The sequence below is a fragment of the Mycolicibacterium sp. XJ879 genome (assembly GCF_053483935.1).
In genome coordinates this window covers 99,033-114,895 of sequence record NZ_JBEFTH010000008.1, presented here as the reverse complement: position 1 = coordinate 114,895, position 15,863 = coordinate 99,033, and the positions used below count along the sequence as shown (strand labels likewise).

15 protein-coding genes are annotated in these 15,863 nt (G+C 67.5%); 11 read left to right on the top strand and 4 right to left on the bottom strand.

The window, feature by feature from the left end:
- The first annotated feature begins 19 nt into the window (after positions 1–19).
- Complete coding sequence (locus tag ABQF13_RS18340; RefSeq protein WP_448394202.1) at positions 20–556, top strand: YbhB/YbcL family Raf kinase inhibitor-like protein; 537 nt, start codon at positions 20–22, stop codon at positions 554–556.
- 61 nt (positions 557–617) lie between these two features.
- On the opposite strand, the gene ABQF13_RS18335 is transcribed toward ABQF13_RS18340, so the two are convergent.
- The 3 genes from ABQF13_RS18335 to ABQF13_RS18325 are packed head-to-tail and all read right to left on the bottom strand — an operon-like array spanning position 618 to position 2,969.
- On the bottom strand, positions 618–1,706 hold the full coding sequence (locus tag ABQF13_RS18335) for a quinone-dependent dihydroorotate dehydrogenase (RefSeq protein WP_448394201.1): 1,089 nt from the start codon (positions 1,704–1,706) through the stop codon (positions 618–620).
- A 7-nt stretch (positions 1,707–1,713) separates the two neighbouring features.
- Positions 1,714–1,971: a DUF5703 family protein gene (locus tag ABQF13_RS18330; RefSeq protein WP_448394200.1), complete on the bottom strand. Its 258-nt coding sequence runs from the start codon at positions 1,969–1,971 to the stop codon at positions 1,714–1,716.
- Positions 1,968–2,969, bottom strand: coding sequence for an NHL repeat-containing protein (locus ABQF13_RS18325; RefSeq protein ID WP_448394199.1), 1,002 nt, complete (start codon positions 2,967–2,969; stop codon positions 1,968–1,970). Before ABQF13_RS18325 ends, ABQF13_RS18330 begins: the two co-directional genes overlap by 4 nt.
- Positions 2,970–3,123: 154 nt before the next feature.
- Between ABQF13_RS18325 and ABQF13_RS18320 the strand changes: the two genes are divergently transcribed.
- The 9 genes from ABQF13_RS18320 to ABQF13_RS18280 all read left to right on the top strand — a co-directional run bounded on the left by ABQF13_RS18320 (position 3,124) and on the right by ABQF13_RS18280 (position 10,825).
- On the top strand, positions 3,124–3,435 hold the full coding sequence (locus tag ABQF13_RS18320) for a hypothetical protein (RefSeq protein WP_448394198.1): 312 nt from the start codon (positions 3,124–3,126) through the stop codon (positions 3,433–3,435).
- Positions 3,436–3,478: 43 nt separating this feature from the next.
- The gene (locus tag ABQF13_RS18315; protein ID WP_448394316.1) at positions 3,479–4,309 is read left to right on the top strand and encodes an undecaprenyl-diphosphate phosphatase; all 831 of its coding nucleotides are present in this window, start codon (positions 3,479–3,481) and stop codon (positions 4,307–4,309) included.
- Positions 4,306–5,010 (top strand): histidine phosphatase family protein, encoded by a 705-nt coding sequence (locus ABQF13_RS18310; RefSeq protein ID WP_448394197.1) that lies wholly within the window; start codon positions 4,306–4,308, stop codon positions 5,008–5,010. The genes ABQF13_RS18315 and ABQF13_RS18310 overlap by 4 nt, the downstream gene beginning before the upstream one ends.
- A 46-nt stretch (positions 5,011–5,056) precedes the next feature.
- Positions 5,057–5,644 (top strand): Rv2134c family protein, encoded by a 588-nt coding sequence (locus tag ABQF13_RS18305; protein WP_448394196.1) that lies wholly within the window; start codon positions 5,057–5,059, stop codon positions 5,642–5,644.
- On the top strand, positions 5,628–6,446 hold the full coding sequence (locus ABQF13_RS18300; RefSeq protein WP_448394195.1) for an Rv2133c family protein: 819 nt from the start codon (positions 5,628–5,630) through the stop codon (positions 6,444–6,446). The genes ABQF13_RS18305 and ABQF13_RS18300 overlap by 17 nt, the downstream gene beginning before the upstream one ends.
- Before the next feature lie 28 nt (positions 6,447–6,474).
- Positions 6,475–7,254, top strand: coding sequence for a 3'(2'),5'-bisphosphate nucleotidase CysQ (locus ABQF13_RS18295; RefSeq protein WP_448394194.1), 780 nt, complete (start codon positions 6,475–6,477; stop codon positions 7,252–7,254).
- Positions 7,255–7,333: 79 nt separating this feature from the next.
- A complete protein-coding gene (gene mshC, locus ABQF13_RS18290; RefSeq protein ID WP_448394193.1) occupies positions 7,334–8,572 on the top strand; it encodes a cysteine--1-D-myo-inosityl 2-amino-2-deoxy-alpha-D-glucopyranoside ligase in 1,239 nt (412 codons plus the stop codon).
- Positions 8,573–8,603: 31 nt separating this feature from the next.
- Positions 8,604–9,482, top strand: a complete 879-nt coding sequence (locus tag ABQF13_RS18285) for an SDR family oxidoreductase (protein ID WP_448394192.1) — start codon at positions 8,604–8,606, stop codon at positions 9,480–9,482.
- Positions 9,479–10,825: a DUF1254 domain-containing protein gene (locus tag ABQF13_RS18280; protein ID WP_448394191.1), complete on the top strand. Its 1,347-nt coding sequence runs from the start codon at positions 9,479–9,481 to the stop codon at positions 10,823–10,825. Before ABQF13_RS18285 ends, ABQF13_RS18280 begins: the two co-directional genes overlap by 4 nt.
- Here the strand turns inward: ABQF13_RS18280 and ABQF13_RS18275 are convergent.
- Positions 10,822–11,718, bottom strand: coding sequence for a PAC2 family protein (locus ABQF13_RS18275; protein WP_448394190.1), 897 nt, complete (start codon positions 11,716–11,718; stop codon positions 10,822–10,824). The two genes, ABQF13_RS18280 and ABQF13_RS18275, sit on opposite strands and share 4 nt — an antisense overlap.
- A 352-nt stretch (positions 11,719–12,070) precedes the next feature.
- Here ABQF13_RS18275 and metH point away from each other — a divergent pair, with 352 nt between their 5' ends.
- A complete protein-coding gene (metH, locus tag ABQF13_RS18270) occupies positions 12,071–15,817 on the top strand; it encodes a methionine synthase (protein WP_448394189.1) in 3,747 nt (1,248 codons plus the stop codon).
- The last annotated feature ends 46 nt before the right edge of the window (positions 15,818–15,863 follow it).

Genomic DNA, 15,863 nt, shown 5'->3' with positions numbered 1-15,863 from the left:
CCAAAGAAAGGGCTTTCCCGTGGCGTTTGACTACAACCCCTACGACTTCCTGCCCAAGCTGCCGTCGTTCACGCTGACCTCCGAGTCAGTCACCGACGGCCAGCCGCTAGCCAACGATCAGGTCAGCGGAATCATGGGCGCCGGCGGCTCCGACGTCTCACCGCAGCTGAGCTGGTCAGGATTCCCCGAGGAGACGCGCAGCTTCGCCGTCACCGTCTATGACCCCGACGCGCCCACGGCCTCGGGTTTCTGGCACTGGGCGGTGGCCAACCTGCCTGCCACCGTCACCGACCTGCCCGCCGGCGTCGGCGACGGCAGCAGCAGCGGATTCCCCGGTGATGCGCTGACCCTGGCCAACGACGCCGGCCTGAAGCGCTACCTCGGCGCGGCCCCGCCGCCCGGACACGGTGTGCACCGCTACTTCATCGCCGTGCACGCGGTCAAGGTGGAAAAGCTCGAGCTCGACGGCGACGCCACCCCGGCGTACCTGGGCTTCAACCTGTTCTCGAACGCGATCGCGCGCGCCGTCATCCACGGCACCTACGAACAGAAATAGCCCGGCCCCGCTGCCGCGAGCAGACGCTAAAACCCCTAAAACACTGCCAAAAAGGGGGATTTCACGTCTGCTCGCGGCCAAAAGGCTCGCGCCGCACGGCCGAGCCGACGGCGTCGGACAGCGACGCGAAGCCGCCGTCGTGCAGGCGCGCGGCGATGCCGTCGTGGATGTGCTTGGCCCACATGCCGCCGCCGTACACGAACCCGGTGTAGCCCTGCAGCAGCGAGGCGCCGGAGGTGATGCGCTCCCACGCGTCGTCGGCGGTCTCGATGCCGCCGACGCTGATCAGCACCAACCGGTCACCCACCCGCCGATAGAGCCTGCGCAGGATATAAAGCGATCGCGCCGCCACCGGTGGTCCCGAGATGCCGCCGGGCCCCAGCTCGTCGACGCCGGGGCTGCGCAGCCCCTCGCGCGACACCGTGGTATTGGTGGCGACGATGCCGGCCAACCCCAATTCGACTGCCAGATCGGCGATTTCGTCGACATCCGAATCGGACAGGTCCGGTGCGATCTTCACCAGCACCGGCGTCGACGTCTGCGCCTGCACCGCCGCCAGGATGGGCCGCAGCGAGGCCACCGCCTGCAGGTCCCGCAGCCCCGGCGTGTTCGGTGAGCTGACATTGACCACCAGGAACGACGCCAACGGCCCGAGCAACCGCGCGCTTTCGGCATAGTCGTCGACCGCGTCCTCGGCCGGAGTTGCCTTGGTCTTGCCGATGTTCACCCCGATCGGTACGTCGGGAACGTCGCGGGCCAGTTTCATCGCCAGCTCACCGGCGCCGTGGTTGTTGAACCCCATCCGGTTGAGCAGTGCGCGGTCCTCGGGCAGCCGGAACATCCGCGGCGCCGGGTTACCGGGCTGGGCCTGCGCGGTCACTGTGCCGACCTCGGCGTAGCCGAACCCCAACGCACCCCAGGTGCGTAGCCCGCTTCCGTTCTTGTCGAACCCCGCGGCCAGGCCGAGCGGCCCGGCGAAACGCACCCCGAACACCGTGCTGGCCAGCACCGGATCGCGGGGCGCCAGCCGCGCCGTCAGCACCCGCCGCGTCGGGCGCAGATGGGTGATCCCACGCAGCAGCGCGAACACCCAGGTGTGGATGCGTTCGGGCGCGACCAGAAACAGCGCCCGCCGCAGCGCGCGGTACATCAGCGACTCACAGCGCGGGCTGCTCCGCGATACCGAACCGGTCCGCCGGTGTCTTTTTTCGGCGCAGCAGCACCCGCCGCGAACCGTCGTTGTAGAGCCGGACCCGGGTCAGCTCCCACCCGCGGTATTCGGCCTCGATCGACAGCCGGATCGAAGCGCTGACCCGGGTCACGTCCGGCGGCAGCCGAAGCGGAATCCACTCGTAATCGTCGGACAGATCGTGGTCCCAACCAGGTGGCATCCGGCCGCGGTGCATGGCACTCACCCGGGCACCGCCGCATTCGCGATCACCTGCACACCTGCTCCCGAGCCCGACACCACATACAGCGTGCCAGACCGTTCGTCGTAGGCCAGGGAGTTCGGTTGATGCACGGTTCGATATCGCACCTTCTCGACGGGGATGCCGGTGGCCAGATCGTAGCCAACGACGGTGTTGCTCGCGGTCTGCGACACCCACGCCAGCGTCGAGGAGCCGGCCAGCCCGTAGGGCGCGTCGTGCACCGGATAGCGCTGGCGGAGGATCAGCGGGTCGATGCCGAACACCAGCAACTCGCTGCCGCGGGTGTCGGTGACCAGGACACGGCCGACGGGGTCGGCCACGATCGACGTCGCGCCCTCGCCGGCCCGAAGGGCCTGCCCGGCCTGGGTACCGTCGTCGGACACGGTGGTCACCGACGTCTGTCCGCGGTCCAGCACGATGGCCGTATTGCCTTGGGTGACAAGCGCATCCACCCGGGCGAAGGCCTTGAGTTCGGCGGCGACACCCGCATCGGCATCCAGTGTGTACACCGCGCCGTCAGCGCTGCCCAGCACGAACCTGCCGTCGCTGCGCCGGGCGATGGCGGTGAAGTCGGTGTCCTGCTGACCTGCCACGCTGACCGGCGTGGTCGCCCCCGTGGCGAGGTCGACGTCGAGGTAGCCGCCTTTGGTCGCGAGATATATCCGGCCGTCGCCGTCGCCGGTCATGGCCGTGGCCGCACCGGGTAGCGCCAACTCGCGGGTGGCGCCCGTCGACGCCATCACCGTCAGCACCGACGTTCCCGAGCTCAGCACCACCAACGACTCCGTCACCGGGTCGAAATTTGCGGCATACGCATCGCCGCGCAGCGGATACACCACACCGGCGGGCTCGGCGGTGACCGGCGGGGAGTCCGCGGCCTGCGCCGGGGGAATCGTCGCGGGCGGTGCGTCGACCGGGTTCGACGAGCATCCCGAAAACGAAAAAATAGCCAGCAGGGAAACGCATACGCGAAAGACCTGCATTCGCGCGTTTACAGAAGACGGCAAGGGGTAGCTCTCGGTTCGTGCGACGTTGATCCCGATCGAAAGGTCAGTCTATGCAGACTGCTCCTGGCAGCGCCCCGCCCGCTCGGCGGGGGTGCGCAAACTTTGGATTCAACAGCGGTATGGTGCGATCATGACCCTCGCGGCGGAACGGGACCTGGGCCACCAAGAGTTTGCTATAGAGGACATCTCGACTGGTGTACACGCCAGCGGGTTTGGCCAAGTCGGTGACGGACGAAGTTTTTCCTTCCGGATCGAACGGCAGCTGCTCGTCGTGGAGGTGTATCGCCCCCGGCTGACCGCCTTGGTACCTCAGGAAGAAGACGTCGTCGCCCTGGGCAGCCACAAGCTCACCGACATCGACCTCACTGACAAGCGCAGCCTGTCGGCGGCCGTGCGTGACGCGGTGGCCGCCGCGCAGCCGGTGGCGCGGAACGGGCGCTGACCGGGCCCACGGTACGGTCGTCGTCGTGACTGACGTGGCGGCGATGTCGTGGCTGCAGGTCGTCGTCCTCGCGATATTGCAGGGCCTCACCGAATTTCTGCCGGTCTCGTCGTCAGGTCACCTGGCGATCGCCTCCCGGTTGTTCTTCGACGACGACGCGGGCGCATCCTTCACCGCGGTCAGCCAGCTGGGCACCGAGTTCGCCGTCCTCCTTTACTTCGCCAGGGACATCGCCCGCATCGTCAAGGCATGGTTCGCCGGGCTATTCGCAGGCGCGAAGCGCACCGCCGACTACTGGCTGGGCTGGTACGTCATCATCGGCACCATCCCGATTGGCGTGATCGGCCTGGTGTTCAAAGACGAAATTCGCACGGGCGCAAGGAATTTGTGGGCGATCGCGATCGCGTTGGTGGCCTTCTCGTTCGTGATCGCCGCCGCCGAGTACTTCGGCCGCCAGACCCGCCGCCTCGACCAGCTCACCTGGAAGGACGGCATCATCGTCGGGCTGGCGCAGTGCCTGGCGCTACTGCCCGGCGTATCGCGGTCGGGCGCCACCATTTCGGCCGGGCTGTTCCTCGGGCTGAACCGTGAGGTCGCGGCCCGCTTCGGCTTTCTGCTCGCGATTCCGGCGGTGTTCGCCTCCGGACTTTTCTCATTGCCGGACGCCTTCGAACCCGCCGGCAAGGGGATGAGCGCCAGCGGACCCCAGCTGTTGGTCGCGACGCTGATCGCCTTCGTCGTCGGCTTCGCAGCCGTCGCGTGGTTCCTGCGGTTCCTGGTCCGCCACAGCATGTACTGGTTCGTCGGGTATCGGATCGCGCTGGGCACGCTGGTGTTGATCCTGTTGGGTACGGGGGTGATGTCGGCGACATGACGGTGATCCTGCTGCGCCACGGCCGCTCCACCTCCAACACCGCCCACACCCTGGCCGGCCGCTCCGACGGCGTCGACCTCGACGACCGGGGCCGCGCACAGGCGCAGGCGCTGGTGAGCCGGATCGGCGAGTTGCCGATCCGCGCGGTCGTGCGCTCACCGCTGCTGCGCTGCCAGCGCACGGTGGAACCGCTGGCCGCCGCGCTCGGCCTCGACGTCATCGTCGACGAGCGGATCAGCGAGGTCGACTACGGCGCCTGGACCGGCCGCAAGATCGGCGAACTGGTCAAGGAGCCGCTGTGGGCGGTCGTCCAGCAGCAGCCCAGCGCCGCGGTGTTTCCCGACGGCGAAGGCCTGGCCGCGGTGCAGGCGCGCGCGGTGGCCGCGGTGCGCGAGCACGATCGCCGGCTGGCCGAAGCCCACGACGGCGACGCGCTGTGGGTGGCCTGCACGCACGGCGACGTGATCAAGGCCGTCGTCGCCGATGCGCTCGGCACCCATCTGGACAGTTTTCAGCGCATCACCGCCGACCCCGCATCGATGAGCGTGATCCGTTACACCCCGGTGCGGCCCTTTGTTATCCACGTCAACCACACTGGCGCTCAGTTGACCTCCGCACTGTTGGCCAAACCGCCGAAGGCCGAAGGATCCGACCACGAGGTGCCGCCGGACGACGCCGTCGTCGGGGGATCCACCGGTTAGTAGCGGTTACGGCTGGCGAATCGTTGCCGGTATTTTGGGAGAGACCATGGCCCGCGCAATTCACGTCTTCCGCACCCCCGACCGCTTCGTGGCCGGCACGGTTGGGCAGCCGGGCAACCGCACCTTCTACCTGCAGGCCGTCCACGACAAGCGGGTGGTGTCGGTGGTCCTGGAGAAGCAGCAGGTTGCCGTGCTCGCAGAACGCATTTCTGCGTTGCTGCTCGAAATCAACCGTCGGTTCGGCACGCCGGTGCCGCCGGACACCGGTGAGGTGGAGGATCTGGACGCGCTGATCACGCCGGTGAACGCCGAGTTCCGGGTCGGCACCATGGGGCTGGGCTGGGATTCGGAGGCCCAGACCGTCGTCGTCGAACTCCTCGCGGTCTCCGAAACCGAGTTCGACGCGTCGGTGGTGCTCGACGACGCCGAGGACGGGCCCGACGCCGTGCGGGTGTTCTTGAGCCCCGAGTCTGCGCGCGAGTTCGCGACGCGCTCGAATCGGGTCATCTCGGCGGGCCGGCCGCCGTGCCCGCTGTGTGACGAACCGCTGGATCCGGAGGGTCACTTCTGCGTACGCACCAACGGTTACCGGCGCGGCGCCTTCGCAGAGTCCGACGATGACCCCGACATCTAGCGGGCCATCGGAGGTGCTGCGCGGCGGCGAGTTGACCGTCATCGGACGTATCCGCTCGGCCAGCAACGCCACGTTCTTGTGCGAGGCGCATCTCGGTGAACGCCAGGCGCATTGCGTGTACAAGCCGATCAAAGGTGAGGCGCCGTTGTGGGACTTCCCGGACGGCACGCTGGCGGGCCGAGAACTAGGCGCGTACCTGGTATCGGTGGCGCTCGGCTGGAACATCGTGCCCTACACCATTATTCGCGACGGACCGGCCGGGCGCGGGATGTTGCAGCTATGGGTGGACCAGCCCGGCGACGACCCCGACGACGAACCGGTGTCCGGCCCCGACCTCATCGATCTGCTGCCGGTGGGACACATTCCGCCCGGCTACCTGCCGGTGTTGCGGGCCTACGACTACGCCGGCGACGAGGTGACCCTGGTGCACGCCGACGATCTGCGGTTGCGGCGCATGGCCGTCTTCGACGTGCTGATCAACAACGCCGACCGCAAAGGCGGGCACATCTTGTGTGGTGTCGACGGGCACGTGTACGGCGTGGACCACGGCGTGTGCCTGCACGCCGAGGACAAGCTGCGCACCGTGCTGTGGGGCTGGGCCGGTAAACCCGTGGACGATCAGATGCTCGAATCGGTCAACCGGCTGCGCGAAGAGCTGCGAAACGGCTTGGGCGAGCAGTTGACTGAACACATCACCCGCCGCGAGATCGCCGCGCTGGAAGCCAGAGCCGTTGAGCTGCTGGCCAATCCGGTGATGCCGACACCCGACCGGCACCGCCCGATCCCGTGGCCCGCGTTCTGATGGCCGCGACGCATGGTCTACTGAGCCGGTGAGCCTGACGGATGCGGCATTGGCGGCCGAGGTGGCCGCCGAAGCCGGCGAGATGCTGCTGGGCATCCGTGAGGAGATCGGCTTCTGGGACCCTTACGACCTCGGCGACCTCGGTGACAAGCGCGCCAATGTGCTGATCCTGGACCGGCTGCGTCAGGCCAGGCCCGACGATGCGGTGCTGTCCGAGGAAGCCGTCGACGACCTGTCCCGGGTGCATGCCGACCGGGTCTGGATCGTCGACCCCGTCGACGGCACCCACGAGTTTTCGATCCCCGGCCGCACCGACTGGGCGGTGCACATCGCGCTGTGGCGCCGCGACGGCGGACCCAACGGGGCCATCACCGACGCCGCCGTCGCGCTGCCCGGGCGCGGTGAGGTGTACCGCACCGATACGGTGCCACCGCCGCCGCCGCGCGCCGACGGCCCGATCCTCATCACCGCGAGCTCCAACCGCCCGCCGGCGGTGCTGTGGTGGCTGCGCGAGCGGTTGGATATCCGGCTGGTGGCCATCGGCTCCGCGGGGGCCAAGGCGATGGCCGTGGTGCGCGGCGACGTCGACGCCTACCTGCACGCGGGCGGTCAGTGGGAGTGGGATTCGGCGGCGCCGGCCGGGGTGGTGCAGGCGGCCGGCCTGCATGCGTCCCGGCTCGACGGGTCCGAGTTGATCTACAACCGGCGCGATCCGTACCTGCCCGACCTGCTGATGTGTCGAACAGAACTGCGCGACGTGTTGCTCGACAGCATCCTGTCGGCCTACCGCAGCCGGTTTCGAAACTGACCGGGTGTAAGCGGGAATAGAACGGGAATAGAAACAGCCCCCTGCGTTGTCGGTCACGTCGATGCCTAGAGTCGAGATCATGAATTCGTGGCCGGCGCCCGTCGTTCCGGCGATCGCGGGTCGCAGTCCGCAACTGCGCCTCTACGACAGCGCCGACCGGCAGGTACGCCCGGTCGGCGCCGGTGAAACCGCCACCATGTACGTCTGCGGAATCACCCCGTACGACGCCACCCACCTGGGCCATGCGGCCACCTACCTCGCCTTCGACCTGGTGTACCGGATCTGGCTCGACGGGGGACACCGGGTGCACTACGTGCAGAACATCACCGACGTCGACGATCCGCTTCTCGAACGCGCGCAGCGCGACGGGATCGACTGGCGTGAGCTCGCCGAACGCGAAACCCAGCTGTTCCGCGAGGATATGGCCGCGCTGCGGGTGCTGCCGCCGCACGACTATGTGGCGGCCACCGACGCCATCGCCGAGGTGATCGAGATCGTCGAGAAGATGTTGGCCTCCGGCGCGGCCTACGTCGTCGACGATCCCGAGCATCCCGACATCTACTACCGTGCCGACGCCACCCGCCAGTTCGGCTACGAGTCCGGCTACGACCGCGACACCATGCTGGAGCTGTTCGCCGAGCGCGGCGGCGACCCCGCGCGGGCCGGTAAGAGCGACGAGCTCGACGCGTTGCTCTGGCAGGCGGCCCGACCGGGTGAACCCAGCTGGCCATCGCCGTTCGGACCGGGACGGCCCGGTTGGCATGTGGAGTGTTCGGCGATCGCGCTGAGCCGCATCGGCACCGGGCTGGACATCCAGGGCGGGGGCAGCGACTTGATCTTCCCGCACCACGAGTTCTCAGCGGCCCACGCCGAATCCGTCACCGGAGAGCGGCGTTTCGCGCGCCACTACGTGCATGCGGGCATGATCGGCTGGGACGGCGAGAAGATGAGCAAGAGCCTCGGCAACCTGGTGCTGGTCTCGGCGCTACGCGCTGACGGCGTCGACCCCTCCGCGATCCGGTTGGGCCTGTTCGCCGGGCACTACCGCACCGACCGGTACTGGAGCGACGCGGTGCTCACCGAGGCCAACGAGCGGCTGCACCGCTGGCGCACGGCGGCCGCGCTGCCCGCCGGTCCCGACGCCACCGACGTGGTGGCGCGGGTGCGTCGCTACCTGGCAGACGATTTGGACACCCCGAAAGCGCTCGCCGCGCTGGACGGTTGGGCCACCGACGCGCTCGAGTATGGCGGCCACGACACCGAAGCCCCGCGCACCGTGGCGGCCGTGACCGACGCGCTGCTGGGTGTGGAGCTGTAACCGGGTGCACCCGCCGGGTAATTTTGGCGCCATGACTTCTGTGCACGGAAAAGTCGCGTTAATCACCGGCGCCGCCAGCGGCATCGGAGCCGAAGTGGCGCAGCGCCTGCATGCCAAGGGCGCCCGCCTGGTGCTGACCGACCTGGACGACGACCAACTGCAGAAGGTGGCCGCACGCCTCGGCGGAGAGCGGGTGCTGACCACCGTCGCCGACGTGCGTGACCTGCAGGCCATGCAGGCCGCGGTGGACCAGGGCGTGCAACGCTTCGGCGGCATCGACATCGTGATCGCCAACGCGGGTATCGCGACGGCCGGCTCCGTGCTCGGGGTGGATCCGCAGGCGTTTCAGACGCTGATCGACGTCAACGTGGTCGGCGTGTTCCACACCGTGCGCGCCGCACTGCCGTCGGTGCTCGACCGGCGCGGCTACGTGCTGGTCATGTCGTCGGCAGCCGCCTACGCAGCCGGGGCCGGGATGGCGGCATACGACGCCTCGAAGGCCGGCGTCGAACACTTCGCCAACGCGCTGCGGCTGGAGGTTGCCCACCGCGGCGTCGACGTCGGCTCGGGCCACATGCTGTGGATCGATACGCCGATGGTGCGCGAGGGCAAGGCCGATTCGGCCGCCTTCCGCGAGATGATGCGACGGCTGCCGGGGCCGTTGGGCACGACCACGTCGGTACAGAAGTGCGGCGAAATCTTCGTCGAGGGCATCGAAGCCCGCAAACGCCAGATCAACTGCCCGCGCTGGGTCGGCTTGATGCGGTGGCTCAAGCCGCTGATGGCGTCGCAGCTAGGCGACCGCATCACCGCTAAATCGGTGCCGGAGCTGCTGCCGCAGATGGACGCCGAGGTGGCCGCCCTCGGACGCTCGATGAGCGCACGCACCGAAGGCCTGGAAAAGCGGTGATCCGCCGCGCCGCGGCGCCGGTGAGCCCGGAGCAGGCGAGGGCAATCGCCAAAGAGGCCTACATCTACGGTTTCCCGTTGGTCGACAGCTACCGCATCCAGTACTCCTACTTCGTCGATCGGCAGGATCCGGAGTACAGGGGCGGATTCAACGAAGTTCACAGCGAGGCAAGGCTTTTCACACCCGAGGACAAGGCGGTGCAGACGCCGAACGCGGACACGCCGTATTCGATGCTGGGTGTCGACCTGCGCACCGAGCCGCTGGTGCTCACCGTTCCGCGGATCGAACAGGACCGCTACTACTCGCTGCAGTTCATCGACGGCTACACCTACAACGTCGCGTATATCGGCAGCCGCACCACCGGAAACGACGGCGGCAAATACCTTCTGACCGGTCCTGACTGGGACGGCCCGAAACCCGAAGGCATTGACGAGGTCATCCGGTTCGACACCCAGCTCGGGTCGGTGATCTACCGCACCCAGCTGTTCGGGCCCGCGGATCTGCCGAACGTCGAGGAGATCCAGGCCGGATACACCGCGACGCCCCTGTCGGCATACCTGAACCAACCGGCGCCCGAGCCGGCCCCTCCGATCGACTTCGTGCCGCCGCTGCGCCCGGATCAGCAGCGGACGTCGCCGCAGTTCTTCGAGATTCTCGGGTTCACGTTGCGGAGCATGCCGACGTTGCCCGAAGAGAAGGAACTGCGTGAGCGGTTCGCGTCCATCGGGATCGGGCCCGACGGCGACTTCGAAGCGGACAAGCTCTCAGCGCAGATGCGCTCGGCCGTACAAGCCGGTATGGCGGACGCGTGGGTCGAGCTCGACACGCTGACCAAGGACAAGATCGAAACCGGCGAGGTCGGATCTGCGCAGTTCTTCGGCACCGCAGCGGATCTGAACGGCAACTACCTCTACCGGATGGCGGGCGCGGTGTACGGCATCTTCGGCAACACCGCGGCCGAGGCGGTATATCCCGGTCTGGCCGTCGATGCCACGGGGGCGCCGCTGACCGGAGCCAACGACTACGTCGTGAAGCTGCCTGCCGGCCAGCTGCCCCCGGTCAACGCCTTCTGGTCGGTGACGATGTACGAGATGCCGCAAAGCCTGCTGGTGAATAACCCGATCCAGCGCTACCTGATCAACTCGGAGATGCTGCCCGGCCTGGTGCCCGACCCCGACGGCGGATACACCGTCTATGTGCAGAACGCATCGCCCGGTCTTGCCCGAGAGGCCAACTGGTTGCCGGCTCCGAAGGGCCCGTTCCAGATGGTCATGCGGCTGTACTGGCCCAAACCCGACGCGCTGAACGGCACATGGAAGCCACCGCAGGTGGTGAAGGTCTAGCCGCGGAAACCCGGACCGCGACGGCGTAGATACCGCTCGAACTCGGCGGCTAGCGCGTCGCCGTCGATCTTGCCGAGCACGTCGTGCATATCCACCTCGGCGTCACCGCGCTGCTCGAGTGACTGCACGTACTCGGCGATCTCGTCGTCGTCGGCCGTCATTTCCGAGACCGCCTGCTCCCACTCCTCGGCTTGGGCGGGCAGGTCGCCGAGCGGCACCTCGACGTCGAGCACGTCTTCCACCCGGCGCAGCAGCGCCACCGTGGCCTTGGGGCACGGCGGTTGCGACACATAGTGTGGCACCGCCGCCCAGAACGTCACCGCCGGGATACCGGACTGCACGCACGCGTCCTGAAGCACCCCGGCGATACCGGTCGGGCCCTCGTAGCGGGTCTCCTCGAGCCCGAACGTCTCCGCGGAGTCCGACGAGTAGGCCGCCCCGGACACCGGCACCGGCCGGGTATGCGGGGTGTCGGCGAGCAACGCGCCCAGGATCACCACGGTCTGCACGTTGAGCTTGTCGGCGATCGCCAGCAGCTCGGCGCAGAACGTACGCCACCGCATATTGGGCTCCACTCCGTTCATCAGCACGATGTCGCGCCCCGACCCCGGGGGCCGGCAGTGCGAGATGCGCATCGAGGGCCACACCAACTCCCGGGTGACGCCGTCGACCTGGCGGATCACCGGCCTGTTGACCTGGTAGTCGTAGTATGACTCGTCGTCGATCTCCACGAGCGGTTCAGCGCCCCAGACCGCCTCCAGGTGGCCCAGCGCGTCGCTGGCGGCGTCACCGGCGTCGTTCCAGCCTTCGAAAGCCGCAACGATGATGGTCTCGTTGAGTTTGGGCAGGCCCGGGCGGTTTTCAGATGAGCCGCTTGCATCCGACAGGGTCACAACGCCAGCGTAAGCCCTGTGCGGGGGAGAGGAGCGGCATCGCCGCACGAGCCGACTTGAACCGGGCGACTACCCTGTATGCGTGGCTGAGGTGAAGCAACCGGCCGCTACCGGCCGCCAGCGGCCAGCCGAGGCCACCAAGACGAAATACGTTCAGCTGCAATTCGGTTAATGCGGACTGTCACCCGCGGGCACGGCGATTCGCAGCGACGAGGAGACGCCAAACAGGTTAGGACGTAGACTTTGCTGGTCGAGAGGCGTTGCAACGGCTATCTGGGGGGCGGGGTTCCCCTCGGTATCCGCCACGCTCGACGAGGTCAACAAGGACGCCTTCCGTTACGGAAGGAGCGCCATGACTGAATTTGAGCCCAATATCCGCCCGGACTGCACCGACGAACTCGCGGCCACGCTGCGCCAACGGATCATGGTCATCGACGGCGCGATGGGCACCGCGATCCAGCGCGACCGGCCAGACGAAGCCGGCTACCGCGGCGAGCGGTTCAAGGACTGGCCGAGCGATCTTCAGGGCAACAACGACCTGCTCAACCTGACGCAACCGCAGATCATCGAGGCGATCCACCGCGAATATCTGGAAGCGGGCGCCGAAATCCTGGAGACCAATACGTTCAACGGGAACGCGGTCTCACTGTCCGACTACGGTATGGCCGAGCTCAGCTACGAGCTGAACTACGCCGGCGCCGCCCTGGCGCGCACAGCCTGCGACGAGTTCGCCACCCCGGACAAGCCCCGCTACGTCGCCGGGGTACTGGGGCCCACCACCCGGACCGCGTCGATCTCACCGGACGTCAACGATCCGGGGGCCCGCAACGTCACCTACGACCAGCTCGCCGCCGCCTACCTCGAAGCGGCCAACGGCCTGGTCGACGGCGGTGCCGACATCCTGCTCGTCGAGACCATCTTCGACACCCTGAACGCCAAGGCGGCGGTGTTCGCCATCGAGACGCTGTTCGAGGAACGTGGACGCCGCTGGCCGGTGATCATCTCGGGCACCATCACCGACGCGTCCGGGCGCACGCTGTCCGGTCAGGTCACCGAGGCGTTCTGGAACTCGATCCGGCACGCGAAACCGCTGGCGATCGGCCTCAACTGCGCGCTGGGCGCGCCGGAGATGAGGCCCTACATCGCCGAGGTGTCGCGGATCGCCGACACCTTCGTCTCCTGCTATCCGAACGCCGGGCTGCCCAACGCCTTCGCCGAGTACGACGAGACCCCCGAGCGTCAGGCCGGATACCTCGCCGACTTCATCGAGGCGGGCTTCGTCAACCTGGTCGGTGGGTGCTGCGGCACGACGCCTGCGCACATCGCCGAGATCGCCAAAGTCGTCGAGGGCAAAGCGCCGCGGCAGGTGCCCGAAATCCCGGTGGCCACCAGGCTCTCGGGGCTGGAGCCGCTCAACATCGATGACGACTCCCTGTTCGTCAACATCGGTGAGCGCACCAACATCACCGGTTCGGCCCGGTTCCGCAACCTGATCAAGGCCGAGGACTACGACACTGCGCTGTCGGTGGCCCTGCAGCAGGTCGAGGTCGGTGCGCAGGTCATCGACATCAACATGGACGAGGGCATGATCGACGGCGTGGCCGCGATGGACCGGTTCACCAAGCTGATCGCTTCAGAGCCCGACATCAGCCGGATCCCGGTGATGATCGACTCCTCCAAATGGGAGGTCATCGAGGCCGGTCTGAAGAACGTACAGGGCAAGCCGATCGTCAACTCGATCTCCATGAAGGAGGGCGAGGAGAAGTTCATCCAGGAGGCCCGGCTGTGCCGCAAGTACGGCGCCGCCGTCGTCGTGATGGCCTTCGACGAAGAGGGCCAGGCCGACAACCTGGAGCGCCGCAAGGAGATCTGCGGGCGCGCCTACCGGATCCTGACCGAGCAGGTCGGCTTCCCGGCCGAGGACATCATCTTCGACCCGAACTGCTTCGCGCTGGCCACCGGGATCGAGGAGCACGCGACCTACGGCATCGACTTCATCGAGGCCTGCGCCTGGATCAAGGAGAACCTGCCCGGGGTGCACCTCTCCGGCGGCATCTCCAACGTGTCGTTCTCGTTCCGCGGCAACAACCCGGTGCGCGAGGCGATCCACGCGGTGTTCCTCTATCACGCCATCAACGCCGGGCTGAGCATGGGCATCGTCAACGCCGGCGCGCTGGTGCCCTACGACTCGATCGACCCCGAGTTGCGGGACCGCATCGAGGACGTGGTGCTGAACCGTCGCGAGGACGCTGCCGAACGGCTCCTGGAGATCGCCGAACGGTTCAACAGCACCGAGAAGTCGGAGGATCCGGCCGCCGCCGAGTGGCGCAACCTGCCGGTCCGCGAACGGATCACGCACGCGTTGGTCAAGGGCATCGACGCCTACGCCGAGTCGGACACCGAGGAGCTGCGGGCCGAGATCGCCGCGGCCGGCGGTCGCCCCATCGAGGTGATCGAGGGTCCGCTGATGGACGGGATGAACGTCGTCGGGGATTTGTTCGGCTCGGGCAAGATGTTCTTGCCCCAGGTGGTGAAGTCGGCCCGGGTGATGAAGAAGGCCGTGGCGTACCTGCTGCCGTTCATCGAGGCGGAGAAGGAAGCGTCGGGCACGGCCGCCGAGAAGGACACCAACGGCACGATCGTGATGGCGACGGTGAAGGGCGACGTCCACGACATCGGCAAGAACATCGTCGGGGTCGTCCTGCAGTGCAACAACTTCGAGGTGATCGACCTCGGTGTGATGGTGCCCGCGCAGAAGATCCTGGCCGCGGCCAGGGAACACGACGCCGACATCATCGGGCTGTCCGGGCTGATCACCCCGTCCCTGGACGAGATGTCCAACTTCGCCGTCGAGATGGAACGCGAGGGCCTGGAGATCCCGCTGCTGATCGGTGGCGCCACCACCTCGCGGGCCCACACGGCCGTGAAGATCTCGCCGCGGCGCAGCGGCCCGGTGGTCTGGGTCAAGGATGCTTCGCGCTCGGTGCCGGTGGCCGCCGCATTGCTGGACGACAAACAGCGGCCGGCCCTGCTGGAGGCCACCGAGAAGGACTACGCAGCACTGCGCGATCGGCACGCCAAGAAGAACGAGCGGCCGATGTTGACGCTGGACAAGGCCCGCGCCAACCGGACGCCGATCGAGTGGGACGGTTACACACCGCCGGTGCCTGCCCAGGGGCTCGGGGTGCGGGAGTTTCTGGACTACGACCTCGCCGAACTGCGCGAGTACATCGATTGGCAGCCGTTCTTCAACGCCTGGGAGATGAAGGGTCGCTTCCCCGACATCCTCAACAACCCGTCGACCGGCGAGACCGCCCGCAAGCTGTATGGCGACGCCCAGGAAATGCTCGACACCGTGATCAAGGAGAAGTGGCTGACGGCCAACGGGGTGATCGGGTTCTTCCCGGCCAACGCCGTCGGCTCAGGTAATGGGGACGACGTCGAGGTCTACACCGACGAGACCCGCACCCAGGTGTTGACCACGCTGCACAACCTGCGCCAGCAGGGTGAGCACCGCGAAGGCATCCCGAACCGCTCGCTGGGTGACTACGTCGCGCCCAAAGACACCGGGCTGGCCGACTACGTCGGCGCGTTCGCTGTCACCGCGGGGCTGGGCAGCCAGGAAAAGATCATGGAGTTCAAGGCGGCGCTCGACGACTACAGCGCGATCCTGCTGGAGTCGATTGCCGATCGGCTGGCAGAGGCGTTTGCCGAACGGATGCACCAGCGGGTCCGCACGGAGTTCTGGGGATACCAGCCCGACGAGCAGCTCGACAACGAGGCACTGATCGGGGAGAAGTACGTCGGAATCCGCCCGGCCCCGGGTTATCCGGCGTGCCCGGAGCACACCGAGAAGGCGACGCTCTGGGAGTTGATGGACGTGCACAAGCGCACCGGCATCGAGCTGACCGAGTCGATGGCGATGTGGCCCGGTGCTGCGGTCAGCGGCTGGTACTTCTCGCACCCGCAGTCCCAGTACTTCGTGGTCGGCCGGGTGGCCCAGGATCAGGTCGCCGACTACGCCAAGCGCAAGGGTTGGACGCTGAAGGAAGCCGAGCGCTGGCTGAGCTCGAACCTCAGCTACAACCCGGAGGACTGAGCCTGACGTCGATGCCGATAACCACGCCGATCTGCTGCACGATTTC